Annotated in this window: 19 protein-coding genes and 2 tRNA genes; 8 read left to right on the top strand and 13 right to left on the bottom strand. The window is 58.7% G+C overall.

Going from position 1 to position 21,500, the window contains the following annotated elements:
• The first annotated feature begins 93 nt into the window (after positions 1–93).
• Together DWV57_RS11105 and DWV57_RS11100 are read left to right on the top strand one after the other, a co-directional pair.
• Positions 94–1,461, top strand: coding sequence for an MATE family efflux transporter (locus tag DWV57_RS11105; RefSeq protein ID WP_120020823.1), 1,368 nt, complete (start codon positions 94–96; stop codon positions 1,459–1,461).
• Positions 1,462–1,644: 183 nt separating this feature from the next.
• Positions 1,645–2,304, top strand: a complete 660-nt coding sequence (locus DWV57_RS11100) for a phosphatase PAP2 family protein (protein WP_118529211.1) — start codon at positions 1,645–1,647, stop codon at positions 2,302–2,304.
• A 54-nt stretch (positions 2,305–2,358) separates the two neighbouring features.
• Here DWV57_RS11100 and gluQRS read toward each other — a convergent pair whose 3' ends face one another.
• Together gluQRS and DWV57_RS11090 are read right to left on the bottom strand one after the other, a co-directional pair.
• Complete coding sequence (gene gluQRS / locus DWV57_RS11095; RefSeq protein ID WP_120020822.1) at positions 2,359–3,339, bottom strand: tRNA glutamyl-Q(34) synthetase GluQRS; 981 nt, start codon at positions 3,337–3,339, stop codon at positions 2,359–2,361.
• 467 nt (positions 3,340–3,806) lie between these two features.
• Positions 3,807–5,354, bottom strand: a complete 1,548-nt coding sequence (locus DWV57_RS11090; RefSeq protein ID WP_120020821.1) for a PTS transporter subunit EIIC — start codon at positions 5,352–5,354, stop codon at positions 3,807–3,809.
• 248 nt (positions 5,355–5,602) lie between these two features.
• On the opposite strand from DWV57_RS11090, the gene DWV57_RS14840 reads away from it, so the two are divergent.
• On the top strand, positions 5,603–6,220 hold the full coding sequence (locus tag DWV57_RS14840; RefSeq protein ID WP_242959163.1) for a hypothetical protein: 618 nt from the start codon (positions 5,603–5,605) through the stop codon (positions 6,218–6,220).
• Between the two features lie 305 nt (positions 6,221–6,525).
• Here the strand turns inward: DWV57_RS14840 and DWV57_RS11075 are convergent, their stop codons facing one another.
• Together DWV57_RS11075 and DWV57_RS11070 are read right to left on the bottom strand one after the other, a co-directional pair.
• The gene (locus tag DWV57_RS11075; protein ID WP_120020820.1) at positions 6,526–7,650 is read right to left on the bottom strand and encodes a DUF362 domain-containing protein; all 1,125 of its coding nucleotides are present in this window, start codon (positions 7,648–7,650) and stop codon (positions 6,526–6,528) included.
• A gap of 411 nt (positions 7,651–8,061) precedes the next feature.
• The gene (locus DWV57_RS11070) at positions 8,062–8,922 is read right to left on the bottom strand and encodes an undecaprenyl-diphosphate phosphatase (protein ID WP_256372191.1); all 861 of its coding nucleotides are present in this window, start codon (positions 8,920–8,922) and stop codon (positions 8,062–8,064) included.
• 223 nt (positions 8,923–9,145) lie between these two features.
• Between DWV57_RS11070 and DWV57_RS11065 the strand changes: the two genes are divergently transcribed.
• From DWV57_RS11065 to DWV57_RS11045, 5 genes are read left to right on the top strand one after another with little or no spacing between them, the layout of a single operon-like run.
• A complete protein-coding gene (locus DWV57_RS11065) occupies positions 9,146–9,559 on the top strand; it encodes a TrkA family potassium uptake protein (RefSeq protein ID WP_005937093.1) in 414 nt (137 codons plus the stop codon).
• Between the two features lie 16 nt (positions 9,560–9,575).
• Positions 9,576–10,241, top strand: coding sequence for an NAD-binding protein (locus tag DWV57_RS11060; RefSeq protein WP_118529207.1), 666 nt, complete (start codon positions 9,576–9,578; stop codon positions 10,239–10,241).
• Positions 10,238–10,669 (top strand): hypothetical protein, encoded by a 432-nt coding sequence (locus DWV57_RS11055; RefSeq protein WP_120020819.1) that lies wholly within the window; start codon positions 10,238–10,240, stop codon positions 10,667–10,669. Before DWV57_RS11060 ends, DWV57_RS11055 begins: the two co-directional genes overlap by 4 nt.
• Entirely contained in the window at positions 10,666–12,018 is a 1,353-nt protein-coding gene (locus DWV57_RS11050) for a PH domain-containing protein (RefSeq protein ID WP_120020818.1), read from the top strand. Before DWV57_RS11055 ends, DWV57_RS11050 begins: the two co-directional genes overlap by 4 nt.
• A 21-nt stretch (positions 12,019–12,039) precedes the next feature.
• The gene (locus DWV57_RS11045) at positions 12,040–12,696 is read left to right on the top strand and encodes an HAD family hydrolase (protein ID WP_120020817.1); all 657 of its coding nucleotides are present in this window, start codon (positions 12,040–12,042) and stop codon (positions 12,694–12,696) included.
• 63 nt (positions 12,697–12,759) lie between these two features.
• Here the strand turns inward: DWV57_RS11045 and DWV57_RS11040 are convergent, their stop codons facing one another.
• The 9 genes from DWV57_RS11040 to DWV57_RS11000 all read right to left on the bottom strand — a co-directional run bounded on the left by DWV57_RS11040 (position 12,760) and on the right by DWV57_RS11000 (position 21,482).
• Positions 12,760–14,082: an ABC transporter substrate-binding protein gene (locus DWV57_RS11040; RefSeq protein ID WP_120020816.1), complete on the bottom strand. Its 1,323-nt coding sequence runs from the start codon at positions 14,080–14,082 to the stop codon at positions 12,760–12,762.
• Positions 14,083–14,181: 99 nt separating this feature from the next.
• The gene (locus tag DWV57_RS11035; RefSeq protein WP_118529203.1) at positions 14,182–14,889 is read right to left on the bottom strand and encodes an ABC transporter ATP-binding protein; all 708 of its coding nucleotides are present in this window, start codon (positions 14,887–14,889) and stop codon (positions 14,182–14,184) included.
• Positions 14,882–15,631 carry an ABC transporter ATP-binding protein gene (locus tag DWV57_RS11030; RefSeq protein ID WP_005937157.1) on the bottom strand — a complete coding sequence of 250 codons (750 nt, stop codon included), beginning with the start codon at positions 15,629–15,631 and terminating at the stop codon, positions 14,882–14,884. The genes DWV57_RS11035 and DWV57_RS11030 overlap by 8 nt, the downstream gene beginning before the upstream one ends.
• Positions 15,632–15,633: 2 nt before the next feature.
• Positions 15,634–16,689 (bottom strand): branched-chain amino acid ABC transporter permease, encoded by a 1,056-nt coding sequence (locus tag DWV57_RS11025; RefSeq protein ID WP_120020815.1) that lies wholly within the window; start codon positions 16,687–16,689, stop codon positions 15,634–15,636.
• Position 16,690: 1 nt separating this feature from the next.
• Positions 16,691–17,554 carry a branched-chain amino acid ABC transporter permease gene (locus DWV57_RS11020; protein WP_005937151.1) on the bottom strand — a complete coding sequence of 288 codons (864 nt, stop codon included), beginning with the start codon at positions 17,552–17,554 and terminating at the stop codon, positions 16,691–16,693.
• A gap of 1,196 nt (positions 17,555–18,750) precedes the next feature.
• A tRNA-Glu gene (locus DWV57_RS11015) sits at positions 18,751–18,822 on the bottom strand.
• Positions 18,823–18,914: 92 nt separating this feature from the next.
• Positions 18,915–18,991 (bottom strand) — tRNA-Met (locus DWV57_RS11010).
• Between the two features lie 203 nt (positions 18,992–19,194).
• On the bottom strand, positions 19,195–20,526 hold the full coding sequence (serS, locus tag DWV57_RS11005) for a serine--tRNA ligase (RefSeq protein WP_005937144.1): 1,332 nt from the start codon (positions 20,524–20,526) through the stop codon (positions 19,195–19,197).
• 86 nt (positions 20,527–20,612) lie between these two features.
• The gene (locus DWV57_RS11000) at positions 20,613–21,482 is read right to left on the bottom strand and encodes a ParB/RepB/Spo0J family partition protein (RefSeq protein ID WP_118529200.1); all 870 of its coding nucleotides are present in this window, start codon (positions 21,480–21,482) and stop codon (positions 20,613–20,615) included.
• Positions 21,483–21,500 lie beyond the last annotated feature (18 nt).

The following is a 21,500-nucleotide window of genomic DNA, read 5'->3' as shown; positions in this document are numbered from 1 at the left end:
AGATTTCGGCCCATCTCTTGTAATTCTGCGCGTTCTGCTGTATGATATAGGTCATGTATCCAAGTGTATCTTGTCACCGTCACGGAGGAACCTATGACAGCAACCAAAACGCCCGCGTTCCATAAGCCGCCGCTGTTCACCCGGCAGCAGCTCATTGCCCTGCTGCTGCCACTGATCGCAGAGCAGGCGCTCAGCGTGACCATCGGTCTGGCCGACACGCTGATGGTCTCCTCGGTGGGGGAAGCCGCTGTTTCCGGCGTGAGCCTTGTGGACAGCTTCAACACCCTGATGATCCAGATCATGAGCGCCCTTGCCACCGGCGGCGCGGTGGTCACCAGCCAGTACATTGGCCGGCAGGAGCCAAAGGATGCCAAGAATGCAGCGGCGCAGATCCTGTTCATCCTGTCCAGCTTCAGCCTGCTGGTGGCCGCCGTTGTGGTGGCGGGCCGCCATGCCATCCTGCGCGGCATCTTCGGCTCCATCGACGTGGACGTGATGCGCTATGCCGAGACCTACTTCCTGCTCTCGGCCCTGAGCTACCCCTTCATCGGCCTGTACAACGCCGGTGCGGCCCTGTTCCGGGCGCAGGGCAACAGCAAGATCAGCATGATGTCCAGCCTTGTAATGAATGTGGTGAACATTGGCGGCAACGCCGTGCTGATCTACGGCTTCAAAATGGGCGTGATGGGTGCCGCACTGGCCAGCCTTGTGTCCCGCGCCATTGCCTGCGTGGCTGTGCTGTACCTGCTGCAGCGGCCCGCCTGCCCGCTGCGGGTGGACGGCCTGCAGGCCCTTGCCCCGAAGGCACGGCTCATCCAGCAGATCCTGCGGGTGGGCATCCCGGCCGGTATTGAAAACGGCATGTTCCAGATCGGCAAGCTGTCCGTTTCCAGCCTGACCTCCACTCTGGGCACCGCCGCCATTGCGGCCAACGCCGTGGCAAACACCACCACCACCTTTTTGAACATCCCGGCCAACGCCGTGGGCATGGCTGCGCTGACCGTGGTGGGCCAGTGCCTTGGCGCAGGCGAAAAAGATCAGGCCGTGTATTACTCCCGCCGCCTGATGCTGTTTGCCTACTGCGGCGCATGGTTCATGAACCTTTCGGCCTTTCTGTTTGCCAACAGGTTTGCGCTGAGCCTGTTCAACCTCTCGCCGGAGGCCTACGCCATGGCGCTGGAAGTGATGGTGTGGTTCAACATCGTTTCGCTGTTCATCTGGCCTTCCAGCTTTACCATGCCCAACATCCTGCGTGCGGCAGGCGATGCCCGCTTTACCATGACCGTGAGCATCGTGTCCATGTGGGCCTTCCGGGTGGGCTTCTGCTACCTGTGTGTGCTGGCCTTCCACGGCGGCCTGCTGGCCATCTGGATGGGCATGTATCTGGACTGGGCGTTCCGCTCCCTGTGCTTCTTTGTACGCTTCCTGCGCGGCAAGTGGCTGGAACAGCAGGTCATCTGAATCTTTCCTCTGCATTTTATAAGAGCCTGCCGCGAAGGCAGGCTCTTTTTTACGCAATACGCACAAATAATTTATTTGTTTTTCAGCAATGTTGTCTGCTTTCGTTCTTGTTTTTGTCACATTCCCGGCGTATAATTTCACAGTGCTAAGAGCTTTCACTTCTGCAAAAAGGAGGCTTTTTCAATGAAACGCAGTTGGTTTTCGCGCCATCCGATTTGCTTCATGGCGCTGTATCTCATACTTTATCTTTCCGCATTCAATTTCCTGAACACCCAGATCCATATGCCGCACATCCTCGTGCACTGCCGGCTGGACGATCTGATTCCCTTCTGCAAATATGCGGCCATCCCCTATTTTGCATGGTTTCCGTGGATCCCGTTCACCCTGTTCTTCCTTCTGTGGAAGGCACCCCGGGAGGACTTCTGGCGGCTGTGTATGCCGCTGTTCAGCGGTATGACCATTGCGCTGGCCTGCTACGTGATCCTGCCCACCGGGCTGAATCTGCGCCCCTGCTATGTGCCGGGCACAGACATCTTCGCCCGTGCGGTGCGGTTCCTGTACAGCACCGACACACCCATCAATGTCTGCCCGTCCATCCATGTGTTCAACTCGGTCACGCTGATGCTGGCCTATCACCGCTGCCGCATCTTTGAGCAGCCCCGGTTCCGCTGGATGCGCCCGGCCGCTGATGTGCTGTGCATCTCCATTGTATGCTCCACCATGCTGCTCAAGCAGCACAGCTGCATCGATGCAGCGCTGGGCGCTTTGCTGGCGCTGGCACTGGATACCGCGTTCAGCCGTATGATGGACACCAACGATCTGCCGCAGATGCGCCGCATCTGAATCTCTATAAAAAAGAAATGCGCTGTCATCGGAGGCAGCGCATTTCTTTTTTGTTCAGAACAGATCCTCCGGCAGGCAGACATCCTGCTTTGGCACCTTTGCCCAGGAAAAGTCCTTGATCAGGCTTTCCGGTGTACGGGGCGCAGGCTCCGGCTGCAGGCCGTAGGCGTAGGCAAGCTTGCCCACGATCTCCTGCGCGGTATACTTTTCCCGCAGGTTTTCCAGACTCTGGTCGCCGTCGCGCTTGGAGAGCCGCCGCCCATCCGGGGCCAGCAGCAGTGGGCAGTGGGCAAACCCCGGTGCCTGCAGGCCCAGCAGGCGGTACAAATACAGCTGCCGTGCCGTGGACGAAAGCAGGTCTGCACCACGCACCACTTCGGTAACGCCCATGCGGGCATCGTCCACCACCACGGCCAACTGATAGGCGAACACGCCATCCGCCCGGCGCAGGTAGAAGTCACCGCAGTCGTGCAAAAGATTTTCGGTGTGCAGGCCCATGCAGCCATCCACAAATGTGATGTCCTCGTCCGGCACCATCAGACGGTAGGCAGGGGCCTTCTTTTTGCGTTTTTCCTCAATTTCGGCAGCGGTCAGGCCGCGGCAGGTGCCCGGATAGACCACGTTGCCGTCCGAGGTATGGGGCGCGCTGGCCGCGTGCAGCTGGGCGCGGGAGCAAAAACACGGGTACACAAGGCCGCGCTCTTCCAGCTTTTTGTAGCTTGCGGTGTAGATCTCCGCGCACTCACTCTGGTAATAGGGGCCGTTCGGCCCGCCGGTGCTGCCGCCCTCGTCCCACGCAAGGCCCAGCCAGTCCAGATCCTGTTCCAGCAGGTCGGCATAGATGCGCGGGCAGCGCTCGGCATCCAGATCCTCAATGCGCAGCACGATGCGTCCACCACGGCTTCTGGCGCTGAGCCACGCCAGCAGGCTGCAGGCCAGATTGCCCAGATGCAGCCGCCCGCTGGGGCTGGGTGCAAAGCGGCCGGTTGGCGGCACAGGCTCTGTTTTTTGCGTAAAAACTGCTTGTTCTTGCATGTGTATCCTTTCAACCGCCGGACGATTTAAAATTGCCGACGCGTTCGCTTTGGCAATATCAGCGGAAATATTATTTTTAAATTTGCAACTCCGAAACGACTGCGGTCGTTTCGGAGTTACTTTTTCACGGGAAAGGTCGTAAAGGCAAACGGCATGTTGCTGCTGTCGGCTTATCGCCGTCGCGCAGCGACTATAAATCGGTGGAACACAAAAAATCCTCTAGCGGAGCGACTTGGATTTTTTGTATGGAGCCCAACTGCTTTGGGGTTACTAGGGGCGAGCAGCCCCTAGTTCGTGCCTCCCGCGCCTCGAAAGTAGCGAGTGCTTTTCTGGTTCTCTTTTGGCACGCAAAAGAGAACGTACCCGGCGGTAATGTTTTTTACAAAAGGCATGAAACTTGATCCACGCGAATACGCTCTGCGCGGGAAGCCGCTTTTTCCCTATTATAGTTGCCCGTTCGCCAAAGGTCAACAGACCACCCGGCCAAGCCGCCGCTCCACCGCCTGCCGCACCTCCGGCGCGCGGATGCCGTACACGATCTGCACATCGCAGCCGCTTTGCACCACACCGCTGCAGGGCAGGGCTTTCAGGGCCTGCTCCTTGACGAAGGCCGGGTCGTTCACCGTGACACGCAGGCGGGTAAAGCAGTTGTCCACCGTGCGGATGTTCTCCCGCCCGCCAAAGGCTGCAATGAGCTTTTCTACTCCCTGCTCGTCCAGCGGCAGGGCCTTTTCCGGCCGGGACGGCTCTTCCGGGCGGCGGCCCGGTGTGGGCAGGTCCAGCGCCTTGATGAGCACAGTGAACACCACAAAATACACCGCGATCTGGGCAAGGCCCAGCAGATACAGCACCGGGTAGTTCGTGCGGGCCGCACCAGCGGAAAGGTTCATCACAAGCGACCCCAGAAGGTTCGAGGTAAACGCCGTGACTCCGCACAGGTGCAGCAGCACGATGAAGATGCCGGAGATGGCTGCGTGCGCCAGCCACAAAACCGGTGCCGAGAAGCAGAACAGAAAATCCAGCGGCTCCGTAATGGAAGCCAGCGATGCCGTAAAGGCCAGCGGCAGCAGCTGAAGAGCAGTCTTTTTGCGGCTGCCCCGCCGGGCACAGAAGATGAATGCCGCCGCAATGCCAAAGTAGCCGAAGGTCTTGGTAAAGCCGGTGTACATCCACACGATGCCATCCGAAAACGGCAGGCCGAGGTTATATTCGGTCATCGTGACCACATAGGCACCGGTATAGGTGATGCTGCCCACCGTGAGCTGACCGCCCAGCTGCGAGAACTGGAACGGCATATACACCAGATGATGCAGCCCTGTAGGGATGAGCAGCCGTTCCAGAAAGCCGTACAAAAACAACCCGATATTGCCGGAAGCGGCAATGAAGCCGGTGACGGCCGCAATGGCCTTCTGGACAGGCGGCCAGACAAAGCAGGCCCCAAAGCCCAGCACCGCCGCCAGTGCCGCCATGCAGGCAAAGGACCACCGCACACCGGAGAACACACCGCCCAGAATGCCGCGGTGGGCTTTTTCGCAGGTGCGGTCATACACAAAGGCGGTGAGCAGGCCCAGCAGAATGCCGCCGAACACGCCGGTATCCACAGTCTGGATGCCCAGCACCATGGTCTGGCCTGCGCTGTACAGGCCGGTAAGCGCATCCGGCTGCGCCAGCAGGCCCAACTCGGTCAGCGTTACATTGCCCGCTGTCAGGTAGACAAGATAGCTCATCAGGGCGATGAACGCCGCCTGATGCTTTTCCCGCTTTGCCAGCGCCGCCGCAAGACCGGTGCAGAACAGCACGCTCAGATTTGAAATGACCGCCGTGAGGCATTTGTAAATGATCCTGCCCGCCAGCTGCACCGGCTCCCACCGCAGAAAGGGCAGCACCCCGGCCAGCGGCGCACTGGTGAGCAGTGCGCCCACCACCAGCAGCAGGCCCGCCGCCGAAAGATAGCTCAACGGTGCCAGCATTGCGCGGGAGAACCGCTCCAATGCGGCTGTGATGCGGTGCTTCATGGGCGTTTCCCTCCTTTCCGGCTGACGTGGGCAGACACTATACTTGTAGTCAACCGATTTTTGCAAAAAATGTCAAGAATGCAAAGTTCCCAAAAATACATCCCTTCTTTGTGCAGGGTGCATATTTCCCGCTTGAAATTCGTTCTGCGCTGTCCGATTGACAACCGCCGCGGCAGAACGTATACTTAGGGTGTATCGTTTTGAAGTGCTGCGGCCCGGCTGCGGCACCGCTCAAGGAGGACATTACTATGAAATTGAGATATACCCGCATCCTCTCGCTGCTGCTCTGCGCAGCGCTGGCCTGCAGCATTCTGGCAGGCTGCGGCGGCTCAACCGCCAGCAGTTCCGAAGCGCCAGGCTCTGCCAGCAGTTCTGCAAGCTCCGCTGCTTCCGGCGAGGACCTGCCCGATTCCACCACCCGGGCCGACACCTCTGGCCTGAACCCCGGCGATTTTGACGAGAACTCCATCTTCTCCATCACCGGCACCGCTGCCGCCTTTGAGCCTTGTCTGGGCTGGGGGCCGGGTGTTTCCGGCTGCTCGCTCAAATCGGTGATCGCAGCGGCATCCCTGCTGCAGTGGGCAGAAAACGCCCGCCTTGCCTCCCGCACCCCGGAAGCCGTGCAGGAAGCTTTCTACAGCTGGTACGACACGCTGGACGCTGATGAGCAGGAAAGCTTTGCCGAGGCCTGGACGATGATCGAGCCGGACGCGCTGAGCCTTTTGAGCGACAAGGACAGCATGGCTGGCCGCATTGAGGATGCCGGCCTTGACCCGGACACCCTGCCCGGCTGCACCCTGAAGAACTGGCAGGCCCTGCAGACCGTGCTGGACGACTGCGTGCCGGAGACAAACGGCGAGGCTTAATAAAAGAAAAAAGCATCTGCAACCATCGCTTCTGAATTTCAGAATCAGCGATTTTGTTGCAGATGCTTTTTTCTTTAGCGGGCTCGCCCTCTCAGGCTCACATTCGTTCGCCAGATTCCCCCTTTTGTCGCTGCGCGACATCTTCCCCCGGTCGGGGGACGTCTTTCCTCAAAGTGGGAGCCCTTGGCAGTCCACGCAAAGTCCATCTCTTTGCCAAGGCCTCTCCCTTTGGGAGAGGTGGCACCGTAGGTGACGGAGAGGGCGAGGATGCTGACCATGTGCAGCATTCCTTCTGTTTCTGATTTTTATACCTTCTTCAGCACATACTGGCGGGTGCCCATGCCGATCTTCTCGGCCTGCTCCAGCGTGGCCTTCCACTCGATATTGGGGTTGGAATCCTTGAAGTTGTCGTGGTGGCAGTTCCAGCCGGGCTTTGCAAGGTTCTGGCCCAGCTGGCTGTTCGGCAGCGGCTGTGCATTCAGGCAGGCATCGGCGCAGGCCTGATCCAGCGCCACCGGATCAAAGGATGCAAAGATGCCGATATCCGGCAGGATAGGTGCATCGTTCTCGCCGTGGCAGTCGCAGTTGGGGCTGATGTCCTGCACCAGAGAAATGTGGAAGCAGGGACGGCCTGCGCATACGGCAGCCGCATACTCGGCCATTTTGCGGTCCAGCATCTCATTGGCGCTGTCGCACTGGGAATAGATAGCGTCAAAGTTGCAGGCACCGATGCAGCGGCCGCAGCCCTTGCACTTGGTCTGGTCAATGACAGCCTTGTTGTTTGCATCGTAGGTGATGGCATCGGAGCCGCACTCCTTCGCGCAGCGGTGGCAGCCGCGGCACAGGCTCTGCTGCACCTCCGGGTGTCCGGCGGCGTGCTGTATCATCTTGCCTGCACGGGAGCCGCAGCCCATGCCGATGTTCTTGAGGGCACCGCCGAAGCCGGTGGCTTCGTGGCCCTTGAAATGGGTCAGGCTGATAAAGATATCTGCGTCCATGATGGCGCGGCCGATCTTTGCCGTCTTGCAGTATTCGCCGTTCGGCACCGGCACCTCTGCTTCATCGGTGCCGCGCAGGCCGTCCGCAATGATGACCTGACAGCCGGTGGTCATGGGCCAGAAACCGTTCAGCTGGGCGCAGGTGAGGTGCTCCAGTGCGTTCTTGCGGCTGCCCGGATACAGGGTGTTGCAGTCGGTCAGAAACGGCAGACCGCCCTGCTCCTTGCACAGGTCGGCCACCACCTTGGCGTAGTTGGGGCGCAGGAATGCCAGATTGCCCAGCTCGCCAAAGTGCATCTTGATGGCAACGAACTTTCCGTCCATATCAATGTCCTTGATGCCGGCAGCAATGCACACGCGGCGCAGCTTGTCCAGCAGGCTGGTGCCCACGGGACAGCGGAAATCTGTATAATAGACCTTGGATGCTTCCATAGCAGGTTCCTCCATTTTGTTTGCGCGGCACGCTGCCGCATACTCTCTTGTTTTGTAGTATAGCACATCTTTTTGCAAAGAAAAAGTGCTGTCGTAAAGGGCGGCGGGCACGCCCTCCACGTCCTCGCTTCCGGGTGCCAGTCCATCCAGCGCGGAAAGCCCTCGCACTCCGTAAAAACGGCATCTTTAAATCTGGCAAAGTCCTGTGCCCTTTGGCAGACAATGGCATCGCGTCAGCGCTGCCGCAGAGGGCGCACCCGCCTTGGCTGCATCGAAATTTTTTGCCGCTCACAGCACCGTAAAAAAACAAATGCCGCTTGCCTTCACGACCCTTCCCGTGAAAAAACGACCCCGGAAAATCCGCAGATTTTCCGGGGTTGTAAATTATAAAAATAATTCTTCCGCTTAAAATCAGAAGATTGCCGTCGCAGCCGCCACTGCCAGCACGATGATGCCCAGCACGATGCGGTAGGCACCAAAGAACTTGAAATCGTGGCGCTTGACGTAATCCATCAGGAAGCGGATGGCGGCAAGGCTCATGCCAAAGGCCACCACACAGCCCACTGCCAGCACAGCCACCTCGGTGCCGGTCATCACAGAACCGCCGACAACGAACTTGACCACCTTGAGCAGGGATGCACCCGCCATGACCGGGATGGCCAGATAGAAGGTGAACTCCGCCACACAGGCGCGGGACAGGCCCAGCAGCAGGCCGCCCACGATGGTGGCACCGGAGCGGGAGGTGCCCGGAATGATGGCCAGACACTGCCACAGGCCAATGATAATGGCATCGCGGTAGGTGATCTGCTCCAGCCGGCTCACGTGCGGCGCAGCGCGGCGGTTCTCCACAACAAAGAACAGCGCACCGTACAGAATGAGCATCGCGGCAACCGTGATGTAATTGTAGAAGTGAGCTTCCATCCAGTCGTCCAGCGGGCTGATGATGAGCACCGGGATCGTGGCCGCTACCACCTTGAACCACAGGTTCCACACACTGGGCTTGGAAATGACCCTGCCCTGCTTCATGCCAAAGGGCCACAGCTTGCCCCAGAACAGCACCACCACGGCCATGATGGCACCCAGCTGGATGACCACACGGAACATGGACATGAACTCTTCGCTTGCGTTGAATTTGATGATCTGCTCCAGCAGGATCATATGACCGGTGGACGAAATGGGAAGCCACTCGGTAATGCCCTCCACAATGCCCATCAGGATGGCTTTGATGATCTCAAAAAACGTAAGTACCCCTCCTTGTGCACAAAGGCACAGCAGCTTATTTTCTTCCAGTATACCATACTATGTCTCTGCACGCACGCAGAATGCGAAAATTTTTACGCCCGCCGCCACTTTTGCCCTGCAGGCTGTTACTGCGCCGGGAAATGTGTTATACTGATGCAAAGACCCTTTTCCTTCTATTTTATCCGCAAATCAAAACAGAGTTTAAGCACTCTTGGTATTTTTGTTGAACTATTCTACAACGAGGTGAATCCATATGAATATTCTGGTGATCGGCTGCGACCAGGTGGGTGCTTCCCTCATCCGCGATCTGGAACGCATCGGCCATGATATCTCGCTGATCGAAAAGGATCCCGAACAGCTCAAGCGTCTGGATGCCTTTGACGACTACAGCTTTGGCGGCACGGCTCTGGTGGGCGACCCCACCGACCCGGATACCCTGCGGCAGGGCGGCATTGACAGCTGCGATGCCGTGGCCGCTGTGAGCGAGGACGACTCGGTAAATCTGATGGCGGCACAGATCGCAAAAAGCATCTTCCGCCGTGAGAAGGTGATCTGCCGCGTGTCCGACCCGCACCTGCAGGTGCTGTACCACAAGGCTTACGAGATCGACACCATCTGCCCCACGGTGCTCACCGAGCAATCGGTGTTCCGCGCACTGGCAAAGTAAAAAGTGAGGGAAGCATATGAAAGTTTGTATCGCAGGCGGCGGCAAGGTGGGCATGTATCTGGCCCAGAGCCTGCTGGCCCACCGCCACAAAGTGACCATCATTGAACCGCAGGAAATGTTGTGCCGTTCGCTGGCCGATTCGCTGGATATCCCGGTGATCTGCGGCGATGCCATCAGCTTTGACACCATGCGCACGGCCGACGTTGCCAGCTGCGATGCCTTTGTGGCCGTGACCGGTGCGGACGAGAATAACCTTGTGGCCTGCCAGATCGCAAAGCGGGAGTTTGGCGTGAACCGCACTGTGGCCCGGGCCTCCAACCCCAAGAATCGCGAGCTGCTGCACACCTTAGGCGTGGACACCGTAGTGTGCGGCACCGACAACCTGAGCCACATCCTTGAGCGCGAGATCGAGACGGATACCATCCGCCAGCTGCTCTCGCTGGGCGGCGGCACTGCCAGCCTGAACGAAATTTTGCTGCCGGAGAACTTCCAGTTTGCAGGGCAGGCGGTCAAGGACATCCCTATGCCGGGCGACGTCATTCTGGTGTGCATCACCCGCGATGCGGAGTTCATCATCCCCCACGGCAATACCACCTTACTGCCGTGGGACCGCATCCTCTGCCTGACGCAGGATGACACCCTGCACCTGCTGATGGATGCATGGGGCCTTTCCGGCAAATGACCGAACGTGACCTGCTGCGCACGGCGCTGATCATTCCGCCCAAGGGCCGGGCCGTACTGTGCGTCTGGGCCGCTGTTCCCGGCGTGTTCTGCGCGCCTTTTGTGTTCTGGCAGAGCCTGTTTGCCGGGTGTATTTTCTGTGCCCTGTGGGTGTGCCTTGTGTTCGCCGCGTGGGCAAGAGCCTGCAGCTTTACCGCAGTGCTCACCGCCCGGAACACTGCCGTGCGGGCCGGTATCGCCGTTCCCATCACACGGCAGCTTCCCCGCCGGGCCGTGACTGGCGTGTGGACCCTGCGCACGCCGCTTCTGTGGCTGGCCGGTTGCAGCGTGCTGGTGGTGCGGGGCCCGGGCGTACAGCTGTTCCTGCCGGGCGTGGATGCCCTGCAGGCGCAGGCTCTTGCCGCTGTGCTGATGGAGGAAACGCCATGACCGAACGCGGCTTCCACCCGTTTGCGGTGCTGCATTTTCTGCGCAAGACCATTCTGCTGTATCTGCTGCCGCTTTTGCAGGTGCTGTTTGCCCGCAACTGGGCGGCGCTGCGCACGGCTCTGGTGCAGGGCGCGGCGCTGCTGACAGTGCTTGCCGCTGTGAGCGCCGCCGTGCTGCACGCAGGCCGCTGGCGGGTGGATGCACAGGGAACCCTGCGGGTGCGCTGGCGGCTGGGCGTGCGGCTGGACCGCTGCCTGAAAGCCAGCCAGCTGGCAGCGCTCACCATCGAGCGGCCCCTGCTCTACCGGCTGGCCGGTGCCAGCCGGGTGGTGCTGTATCCTGCCGGGCAGAAGCGCACCCTGACCTTGCTTTTGAGCGCGCAGGACGCGCAGTTTTTAGCTGACCGCATGATGCCGCGCCGGGATGCTGTGGCCCACACCCCGCGCGGCGGCGAAAAGCTGGCCTTTGCGGTGCTGGGTGCCAACGGCCTTTCCACCCTTGCTTTGCTGGCGCTGGCCATCAAACAGAGCAGGCCCTATGCGCCGGATGCCCAGACGGCGGCCTTTGCCCACCTGAACCGCATTGCGGCGTGGGCGGCGCGCTGGCTGCCCATGGGCACAGCATGGCTGCTGGTGCTGGGCGGTGTGCTGTTCTGCGCAAGCCTTGTGCGCAGTGCGGCCCATGCGGCCCATTACACCGTGTGGCGCACCGAGAGCCACCTTGGCAGCAGGGGCGGCTTTGTGCGCCAGTACGAGATGCGCCTTGCGCTGGAACATCTGAGCTATGCGGACCTGCGCCGCTCGCCTGCCACATGGGCGCTGGGCTGCTGCCCGGTGTTCGTTACAGCAGGCAGCTGCCAGCCGGAGATCCCGTTGCTGGTCTGGCGGGAGGACGGCCCTTTTCTACAGGAGCTTCTGCCCGGCTTTGTCCTGCCGCCAAAAGCCCCGGTGGACACCGCAGGCCGCAGCATCCCGGCGTTTTTTCTGCCTGCCGGCATCCCCTGCGGGCTGTGCCTGCTGCTGACAGCGGTATCCCGCTACACCCTGCCCGCCCTCACGGTGCCGCTTCTGGTGGTCACTGCTATGTTTGCCGCCCTGCTGGTGGGTGCGTACAACGGCTGGCGCAAAGAGGGCATCTGGCTGCAAAACGGCCGCCTGACCCTGCGCTGGCAGCACGGCTTCCATCTGCACGACATCTGCGTGCTCTGCCCTGTTCCGGCCCTGACGGCCATGCAGTCGCCATGGGCCGCGGCGGTGCACCGCACGAACCTCACCCTCACCTTTCCGGGCGGGGTGAAGTGCAGGGTGCGCAGCGTAAAGTGCATCGAATTGCCTTTTTTGCTTTTCTGAAACTGTAAGGAGTCTTTTTCTGTGATAAAAACTGTATTATTCGATCTGGACGGCACCCTTCTGAACACCATCGACGACCTTGCCGATGCAGGCAACTGGGTGTGTGCACAGCATGGCTGGCCCACCTTTACGGTGGAACAGTTCAAGCACATGGTGGGCAACGGCATCCCGAAGCTGGTGGAGCGCTTCTCGCCGGAAAATGCCCGCACGCCGGAGCAGCTGGCAGCCACGCTGGTTGAATTCACTGCCCGGTACGATGCCCACAAGGAGGACAAGACGGCCCCCTATCCCGGCATCCCGGAGCTGCTGGACGAGCTGCGGGCACAGGGTGTTCAGTGCGCAGTGTTCTCCAACAAGGCCGACCCGCTCTGCGGCAAGATCATCGCCCACTATTTCGGCACAGGCCGCTTTGCCGCTGTGCGCGGCAGCAGGCCCGGCGTGCCCACCAAACCGAACCCCGCCGGGCTGTATGCGCTGATGGACGAGATCGGTGCAGACCGCTCTGCCACCCTTTTTGTGGGCGACAGCGATGTGGACATCCTCACCGGACACAATGCCGGACTGCCCGCCATGGGCGCGCTGTGGGGCTTCCGGGGCCGCGCAGAACTGACCGCTGCCGGTGCGGATGCACTGGCAGCGGTGCCGGAGGATATTTTTACTTACATCAAAAACAACTGAAGACGCAAAAAGGCGAGCCGCCCATTGGACGGCTCGCCTGCTGTGTTCTTTGGGGTAACTTTATCAGCCCAGAGTGACTTCCTGGATCTTGGAGGAAGCGAACTCGAAGGGCCAGACGGTCTTCCACTCCTGATCCTGCACCTGTGCGATTGCAACAGAAGCGTAGGTGTTGTCACGGTAGTGCTTTACGCCGCCGATCTCGTACTCGGGAGTGAACTCGATCTTGGAGTAGGGCAGAACGATCTTGCGGCCGCCCTCGAATGCACCGTCGATGGACAGCTCTGCCAGAGCGTCGCGGACAGCGGCACCGTCGGTGGAGCCGGCCTTCTCGATGGCGGACTTGAACAGCCACACAACGGTGTAGGACTCAGCAGAGTGGCCGTTCATGTTGACATTGTAGACCTTCTTGAAGTCCTCGTTGATTTCCACGCCGTTGGTCAGGTCGGGGTTGAACTCGACAACAGAAGCCACGCCGTTTGCGGATGCGCCCAGGTTCGGGATGAAGGAAGGATCGGTGAAGCCGTTTGCCTTGGCAACGATCATCTTGGGTTTGTAGTTCTGCTCCTTCAGGGTCTGGACGAACAGGGTAGCGTCGCCGATATAGGAGTCGCACAGGATGGCATCGGGATCAGCCTGCTTCAGAGCCAGGATCTGAGAGGACAGGTCGGTCGCGTTGGAGCTGTAGTCCACTTCGGCCACAACATCCAGACCGTAATCGGGTGCGAACAGGTTGACGCAGCGGATCAGCTCCTGACCGATGGCAGCCTTATCGGTGAAGATGGCGACCTTCTTGATCTCGTTGCCGGTCTGCTCCTTGGAGTCCTGCAGATACTTCAGCATATCTTCCACGTAGACGGAGTTCAGCGGGCACAGACGGAAGAAGTAATCGTAGTCCTTGTGGTCCTCGTCGGTCAGACGGTCCAGCGTGGAGATAGCGGTGATCATGGGGATGCCGTACTGCTGGCAGACCTGAGCCACGACCTCGGTAACAACGGACATATGGCAGCCCATAATGACATTGACGCCTTCCTGAGTGATCAGGCGCTCTGCCTCAGACTTACCGGTGGCTGCGTCGCCTGCATGGTCGCCGCGGACAACTTCCAGCATCTGACCGTTCACGCCGCCTGCCTTGTTGATCTCGTCCACTGCGAAGTCGATGCCGCGCAGGATGTTCTCGCCGATGGCTGCGTTGCCGCCGGACATTGCATAGATGGTACCGATCTTGATGGTGTCACCGCTGGCTACTGCAGTGCTGCCGGATGCTGCGGTGCTGGTAGATGCTGCAGTGCTGGTGGAAGCGGAAGAGCCGCCGCAAGCGGTCAGAGCAGCTGCACCGCCCAGAACGGCAGATGCCTTCAGGAAGCTTCTACGAGAGATCTTTTTCATAATTGTCCTCCAATTCTGTTTGTAAAAAACAGCTTGTTAATCCGAGATGCCCCGCCGCACCGTGTGAAGTAGTGCCCGCCGGACATCCAGTTTCCAAAATCAGATGCCGAGGTACGCCTTCTTGACGTGCTCGTTTGCCGAGAGCTCGGCGGCGGTTCCTTCCAGCGCCACGCGGCCGTTCTCGATGACATAGCCGCGGTCAGCCGCTGCAAGGGCCTTGGTAATGTCCTGCTCCACCAGCAGCACCGAGATGCCGTCATTCTTCACCATGGTCTTGGCCACTTCCAGAATGTCGTCCACGATGTTGGGGGCAAGGCCCAGACTGGGCTCGTCCAGGATCAGCAGCTTGGGCATACCGATCAGCGCACGGGCCACGGCCACCATCTGCTGCTCGCCGCCGGACAGAGTGCCGGCAGCCTGCTTTGCGCGCTCGCGCAGTTTGGGGAACCAGTTATAGCACTTTTCCAGATTTTCTGCAAAATGCGCCTTGGTCTCCTTATTGAATGCACCCAGTTCCAGATTTTCCAGCACGGTCATCTCGGTAAAGAGCTGACGGCCTTCCGGCACCTGCACGATGCCGCTGTCCAGAATAACGCGGGAGCTTTTGCCGGAGAGGTCCTCCCCGTTGAACTCCACCTTGCCGGAGCTGGCCTTGACCATACCTGTGATGGTGCGCACCATGGTGGTCTTACCGGCACCGTTGGAGCCAAGGATGGAAACGATCTCGCCATCCTTCACCTCAAAGCCGATGTCCCACAGGATGTTCACAGAGCCGTAACCGGCGTTCAGACCTTCAACTTTAAGCACTTGCGCCCTCCTTTTTGGTGCCCAGATACACCTCCATGACGTAAGGATCGTTCATGACCTGCTCGGGCGTGCCCTCAGCGATCTTTTCGCCGTGGTGAAGGACGATGACCTTCTCGCACAGGCTCACGACCGCCTTCATGATGTGCTCGATGAGCAGGATAGTGACACCGGACTCGTTGATCTTGCGGATCAGCTGGATGGCCTCTTCGGTCTCAGCCGGGTTCAAGCCTGCCATGTTCTCGTCCAGAAACAGCACTTCGGGCTTGGTGGCCAGAGCGCGGGCCATCTCCAGACGCTTCTGGTCCGGCGTGCCCATGTCCTTGGAGATCACATGACGCTTTTCGTATAGGCCGGTGAAGTGCAGCACCTCCATGGCGCGCTCCTTGGCCTCTTTTTCGCTCTTTGCACCGGCGTGGCCGAAGTAGGCGGCGGCTGTGACGTTATCCAGAACGCTCAGGTTCTTCAGAGGTTTCATGATCTGGAAGGTGCGGGCGATCTTCATGTTGGTGTACTCATACGCCTTTTTGTTGGTGATGTCCTCACCATTGTAGAAGATCTTGCCTTCGGTGGGCGGGTAGTAGCCGCAGATCATGTTGAAGGTGGTGGATTTACCAGCACCGTTGGGGCCGATCATGCCGGTGATGGAGCCTTTCTCCACCGAGAAAGAAACATCATGCACGGCGGTCAGACCCTTGAACCGCTTGGTCAGGCCCTGGACTTCAATAATAGGCTTTTCTGCCATGATTACTTCCCTCCCTTGTCTGCCATCAGCTCATACTCTTCCAGCACGTCCAGAGACGGCTTTTTGAGGATCTTTTCATCGATGAAGGTCTTGACCTTCGAGTTCATGTACCAGCCCAGAATACCGGACGGACGGAAGCGGATGACCACGATCAGCACGATGGCGTACATCAGCATGTTGATTCCGGGCAGGATGGCGGCAAAGTTTGCACGCAGCAGTTCGCTCAGCGGGATCATGATGAGGCCGCCGATCAGCGGGCCTTCGATGTAGGCAGCGCCGCCCACGACTGCGGGCAGCACGATCTCAGTGGACTTGGACTGAATCATAACATCGGGGTCGATGTAGCGGATGTAGCTGACATAGAAGAAGCCGACCAGCCCGGCAATGATAGCCGAAATGACAACGGCAATGACCTTGTACTTGGTGGGGTTGATGCCGATAGCGGCGGCTGCGTCCTCATCCTCGCGGATGGTGCGCAGCGCAAAGCCCAGCTTGGAGCGGCCGATCTTCTTCATGATGAGATAAACGCCCACCATCATGATGAAGCCGATGTAGTAATACGGCACCTTGCTGGTAAAGCGGAACTGCGCAAAGGAGTCCTTGCCGAAGGGCAGGCCCACACCGGATGCGCGGCCGAAGAACTCCGAGTTGATGATGAACTGACGGATGGACTCGGCAAACGCGATGGACACCAGCGTGAAGTAGGGGCCGCGCAGGATCAGGCTTGGGAAGAAGATGACACCGGCCACAACGCCCACAACGAGCATATCCAGCACAGCGGCCACCCAGGGGTTCATGCCCGTCTTTGTGACCACCAGACAGCACACATAGGCACCCAGACCCATGTAAGCGGCCAGACCCAGCGAGTTCTGGCCGGTGATGCCGCCCAGAATGTTCCATGCCATGGACAGGGTGGACATATAGAAGGTAAGAACGAAAATGTTGATGATGTAGGGTTTATCCACGACCAGCGGGATCGCTGCGAAGATGGCGATGATGATAGCCAGAACGATCGCCAGATTGCGGTGATAGGTTTTAACTGCTTTTCTGGTATCCATCTTATCGCCTCCTCAGAATCATGACCTGACGCACGACCAGAATGATGATGAAGGTGACGAACACGATCATATCACTGTAGGACGGGCTGATGAACAATGCGCTCATCTGCTCCAGCAGGCCCAGGAAAATACCGGCGAAGAATGCGCCGGGGATGGAGCCCAGACCGCCCACGACCACGACGATCAGTGCGCGGAAGCCGAAGCTTGCGCCTGCGGTGGGATAGATGGTGTAGAACTGGGTCAGCAGAGAGCCGGCGATACCGGCCAGAGCCACGCCCAGACCATAGGTCAGGATGTAAATTTTCTTGACGTTGATGCCCACGACCTCAGCACCAATGGGGTTCTGGGATACGGCGCGGATCTGCTTGCCGGTGGTGGAATACTTGAGGAAGGCAAACAGCGCAATCGCGACCACGATCAGGATCAGGAAGCTGACCAGACGCGGCAGCGCGATCGTGACCGGACCCAGCGGAATGTAGGTCTGGGAATAAGGGGTAATGATCTTATAATAGGTGGAACCAAAGATGACCAGAGCGCCGTTGGTGAGCAGCAGGCCCAGACCGACGGTGAGGAACAGCAGGTTCGTAAAGCTCTTGGTCTTGAGCGAAGGGGTGATCAGAGTGGACTGGATCAGCGCACCCAGACCGAACATGAGCACTGCAACGATGGGAAGGGCTACATAGGGGTCCACCCCAAAGTAGGTATACAGAACATAGGTGATGTACATGCCCACCATCAACATTTCGCCGTGGCAGAAGTTGACGATGTTCATAACACCGAAAATGATGTTCTGGCCCATTCCCATCAGGGAGTAGAAACCGCCCAGCAGGATCCCGTTTACCAGTGCTTGCAAAAAGACTTCCATTGACATCCTCCCGTTCTAAGCATCAGGCGATGGGAACAGATGATGCAAAAACTGCACGCTGCATCCGCCACCAGCCCGTACTCGTGATTGAAAACCGCCCTTATGGACTCCATTTCCTCCCTTCTGCTCGTACAATTGATATATCATCTGTATTGTAACGTAAGTGCAGCCTGTATACAAGATATTATTTCTACCAAACTTTGTCATGAATTTATATGGAAAGTGCCAGAACATCCCGGATTTTTTGGCATGCAAGTCAATTTTCGCGGTTAAAAATAGAGGATTGATGTCTCAATGACATAATTTTGTTACTATTTCAGGTCGAAAATCTGCGAAAAAAATGTAGAAAGACCCGGCAGAAGAGCACTTGAACGTGTTCCTCTGCCGGGTCTTTTATCCGTGATCTGGTATGTAGTATTCAAGACGAAGGCGCACCGCCGCCCTGTCCCGGGTTGTGGTTCCCAGCGTATGCTTCACGCCTTGGAGCGGCGTTCGCATCCCGCTGACCACGGCCCCAGCTTCGCTTCCCTGTACTCCCCTTTTTGTCGCTATGCGACATCTTCCCCCGACCGGGGGAAGTCTTTGCTCGCTGGCGGCGGTCAGCTCAGCTGCAATTCCCGTGCGGGTCAAATTAAAAACGCCCTTGCGCAATGCAGCGGTAGCAACCACATTAGACATTCCTACAGGACGGGACCTGCAACAACGACGACCGCGGCCAGTGGCCGATGCAGGGAGGAGTTGTTGGGGCAGCGGCCAGCAAGACGCAAGTGCCGCCCAAGGCACGCGCGGATGCTGGGAGCCGCAACCCGGGGCACTAAAAAAGAGCCCACTGGGCTCTTTTTTGCCGCCTGCGGGCGGCCGTGTTCCTTCGATTCCTCGTACGGGTCAAAACGGCAGCAACCACGGTAGACATTCCTGGCCGTTGGGACCCGCGGGCTAACCAAAGCCCCACTGGGGCTTTGGTTGCGGTGCTGCGCACCGCCGCCCTGTTCGATTCCCGTACGGGTCAAATTAAAAATCCCCCGAGCGAATGCAGCGGCAGCTACCACGGTAGACATTCCTACAGGATGGGACCCGAACACTAAAAAAGAGCCCACTGGGCTCTTTTTTGCCGCCTGCGGGCGGCCGTGTTCCTTCGATTCCTCGTACGGGTTGCATGAAAAAATCCCTGATCCTAAGATCAGGGATTTTATTCATGACCCGTACGGGAATCGAACCCATGTTACAGCCGTGAAAGGGCCGTGTCTTAACCGCTTGACCAACGGGCCTTAGAAATACAGAGCTTCGCTAAAACCTCCGACTTCCATCGTCCACTACTGCAGACGACCGTCCCCCTAACCTTAGCGAAACTCTGTAAAAGTGGTAGCGGTAACTGGATTTGAACCGGTGACACTTCGGGTATGAACCGAATGCTCTAGCCAACTGAGCTATACCGCCACATATTGTTTGTGCACTCGAACAGTGCTCTATTATTATACCCACAGATACCCCTTTTGTCAACACATATTTTTAAAAAAATCATATTTTTTCGTGTCGTCCAAAATACAAACGAAGATACGCAAAAATCCCGCTTTCCATTGAATAGAAAGCGGGATTTTTCAACCATTTATCCGAGCCTTGTGGAAAAGCCGGTCAATTCTTCAACCCTTCTTATGGGTGGGAACCATGACCTTCAGGCCGCCCATATACGGCTGCAGCACTTCGGGGATGGTCACGGTGCCGTCGGCCTGCAGATGGTTCTCCAGGAAGGCGATCAGCATACGCGGAGGTGCCACGCAGGTGTTGTTCAGGGTGTGGGCCAGATAGGTCTTGCCGTCCTTGCCCTTCACGCGGATGTGCAGGCGGCGTGCCTGTGCATCGCCCAGGTTGGAGCAGGAGCAGACCTCGAAGTACTTCTGCTGGCGGGGGCTCCATGCTTCGATATCGCAGCTCTTCACCTTCAGGTCGGCCAGGTCGCCGGAGCAGCAGTTCAGCTGACGCACCGGGATCTCCATGCTGCGGAACAGCTCCACAGAATTCTTCCACAGCTTCTCGTACCAGTCAGCGCTCTCGTCGGGGCGGCAGACCACGATCATTTCCTGCTTCTCGAACTGATGGATGCGGTAAATGCCGCGCTCCTCGATGCCGTGAGCGCCCTTTTCCTTGCGGAAGCAGGGGCTGTAGGAGGTCAGGGTCAGGGGCAGAGTGGCCTCGTCCAGAGTCTGGTCGATGAAGCGGCCGATCATGGTGTGCTCGCTGGTACCGATCAGGTACAGGTCCTCACCCTCGATCTTATACATCATGGCATCCATTTCCGGGAAGGACATGACACCCTGCACCACGTTGCCGTGCATCATGAAGGGAGGGATCACATAGGTGAAGCCCTTGTTGATCATAAAGTCGCGGGCATAGGCCAGCACAGCCTCGTGCAGGCGGGCGATGTTGCCCAGCAGATAGTAGAAACCGTTGCCGGCCACGCGGCCTGCAGCGTCCATATCGATGCCGTCGAAGCTCTCCATGATCTCGGTGTGGTACGGAATGGGGAAATCGGGCACCACAGGCTCACCAAAGCGCTGTGCTTCCACGTTGTAGGTATCATCCGGGCCGATGGGCACGCTGGGATCGATCATCTGCGGAATGGTGTACATGATCTCCTGAATGCGTGCGGACAGGGTCTCTTCTTCCTTTTCCAGCTCAGCCATCTTGTCGGCATCGGCCTTGACGGCGGCATTGTTGGCATCGATCTGAGCCTGCAGTTCGGCCTTCTGTGCCTCATCGGTGCACTTCTTCAGCTGGCCGAACAGGGGGCCGTTGGCCTTGCTCAGCTTGTTGCGGGCAGCCTTGAGGGCTTCCACTTCCTTCAGGCATGCGCGGTACTTGGCATCCTTCTCGATGACCTCGTCCACCAGCGGGAGCTTTGCATCCTGAAACTTCTTCTTGATGTTTTCCTTGACAGCGTCCGGGTTTTCACGGACAAATTTGATATCAAGCATGATTGACTCTCCTTGCTCTATTTCGGTTCGCACAGAAGATCCCCTCCCCTGTGCCGTTCAAAGACGGTCGCCCGCCTTGGATCGCTTTATTCTTCGTTCTGGTACTGTCCCAGCAGGTTGGCAAAGGCCCGCAGCTGCTCGTCTGAATAGAAATGCACGGTCAGCCTGCCCTTGCCGTCGTGGTAGGCCACGTTCACCTCGCTGCCCAGCACCTGCTTGAGGCTTTCTTCCACCTCCACCGGCAGAGTGCCCCGCGGCTTGGGTTCTCTGGGCTCCTTTGCGGGCTTTGCCAGCTTTTTGCACAGCGCCTCGGCCTGACGCACGTTCAGCTGGTTGTCTGCAATGATCTGCGCCGCCTGCTCCTGCAGCTCCGGCGTGGGCAGGCTCAGGATCACCTTTGCGTGGCCGATGTTGATAAAGCCGCTTTTCAGCAGTTCCAGCACGTTTTCCGGCAGGTTCAGCAGGCGCAGGCTGTTGGCCAGTGCGCTGCGGCTCTTGCCCAACTTCTGTGCCGCCTGCTCCTGCGTCAGGCCGCAGCGGGTCATCAGCTCCCGGATGCCGGTTGCTTCTTCCACCGGGTCCAGATCCTCGCGCTGCAGGTTTTCCACCAGAGCCAGCTCCATGGCCTGCTCGTCGCTGACTTCCTTAATGACCACCGGCACATCGTTCAGCCCTGCCATGCGGCAGGCACGCCAGCGGCGCTCACCCGCCACGATGCTGTAGCCGCCGCGCGGGCGCGGACGCACCGCGATGGGCTGCAGCAGACCATGCTCTGCAATGCTGGCCGCCAGCTCGCCCAGCGCCTGTTCGTCAAAGGTCTTGCGCGGCTGTTCCGGGTCCGGTTCGATCTCACGCAGGGGCAAGGTGTCTACCTTTGCACCGGACTCAAAAACCGGGGCGGCATCTTCAAACAGACTGTCCAGCCCGCGGCCAAGTCCTCCTTTTCCTCTTGCCATTCATGTTCCCCCTGAGGT

Source organism: Faecalibacterium sp. AF10-46, from assembly GCF_003604105.1.
GTDB lineage: Bacteria > Bacillota > Clostridia > Oscillospirales > Ruminococcaceae > Faecalibacterium > Faecalibacterium taiwanense.
The sequence above is the reverse complement of the archived record's forward strand: the minus strand, read 5'-3'. Positions and strand labels throughout refer to the sequence as shown.

What these genes read in the sequence shown, in the direction of transcription:
- DWV57_RS11105 (WP_120020823.1), top strand. Translation starts at nt 94, where the DNA reads ATGACAGCAACCAAAACGCCCGCGTTCCATAAGCCGCCGCTGTTCACC.
- DWV57_RS11100 (WP_118529211.1), top strand. Translation starts at nt 1,645, where the DNA reads ATGAAACGCAGTTGGTTTTCGCGCCATCCGATTTGCTTCATGGCGCTG.
- gluQRS (WP_120020822.1), bottom strand. Translation starts at nt 3,339, where the DNA reads ATGCAAGAACAAGCAGTTTTTACGCAAAAAACAGAGCCTGTGCCGCCA.
- DWV57_RS11090 (WP_120020821.1), bottom strand. Translation starts at nt 5,354, where the DNA reads ATGAAGCACCGCATCACAGCCGCATTGGAGCGGTTCTCCCGCGCAATG.
- DWV57_RS14840 (WP_242959163.1), top strand. Translation starts at nt 5,603, where the DNA reads ATGAAATTGAGATATACCCGCATCCTCTCGCTGCTGCTCTGCGCAGCG.
- DWV57_RS11075 (WP_120020820.1), bottom strand. Translation starts at nt 7,650, where the DNA reads ATGGAAGCATCCAAGGTCTATTATACAGATTTCCGCTGTCCCGTGGGC.
- DWV57_RS11065 (WP_005937093.1), top strand. Translation starts at nt 9,146, where the DNA reads ATGAATATTCTGGTGATCGGCTGCGACCAGGTGGGTGCTTCCCTCATC.
- DWV57_RS11060 (WP_118529207.1), top strand. Translation starts at nt 9,576, where the DNA reads ATGAAAGTTTGTATCGCAGGCGGCGGCAAGGTGGGCATGTATCTGGCC.
- DWV57_RS11055 (WP_120020819.1), top strand. Translation starts at nt 10,238, where the DNA reads ATGACCGAACGTGACCTGCTGCGCACGGCGCTGATCATTCCGCCCAAG.
- DWV57_RS11050 (WP_120020818.1), top strand. Translation starts at nt 10,666, where the DNA reads ATGACCGAACGCGGCTTCCACCCGTTTGCGGTGCTGCATTTTCTGCGC.
- DWV57_RS11040 (WP_120020816.1), bottom strand. Translation starts at nt 14,082, where the DNA reads ATGAAAAAGATCTCTCGTAGAAGCTTCCTGAAGGCATCTGCCGTTCTG.
- DWV57_RS11030 (WP_005937157.1), bottom strand. Translation starts at nt 15,631, where the DNA reads ATGGCAGAAAAGCCTATTATTGAAGTCCAGGGCCTGACCAAGCGGTTC.
- DWV57_RS11025 (WP_120020815.1), bottom strand. Translation starts at nt 16,689, where the DNA reads ATGGATACCAGAAAAGCAGTTAAAACCTATCACCGCAATCTGGCGATC.
- DWV57_RS11020 (WP_005937151.1), bottom strand. Translation starts at nt 17,554, where the DNA reads ATGGAAGTCTTTTTGCAAGCACTGGTAAACGGGATCCTGCTGGGCGGT.
- serS (WP_005937144.1), bottom strand. Translation starts at nt 20,526, where the DNA reads ATGCTTGATATCAAATTTGTCCGTGAAAACCCGGACGCTGTCAAGGAA.
- DWV57_RS11000 (WP_118529200.1), bottom strand. Translation starts at nt 21,482, where the DNA reads ATGGCAAGAGGAAAAGGAGGACTTGGCCGCGGGCTGGACAGTCTGTTT.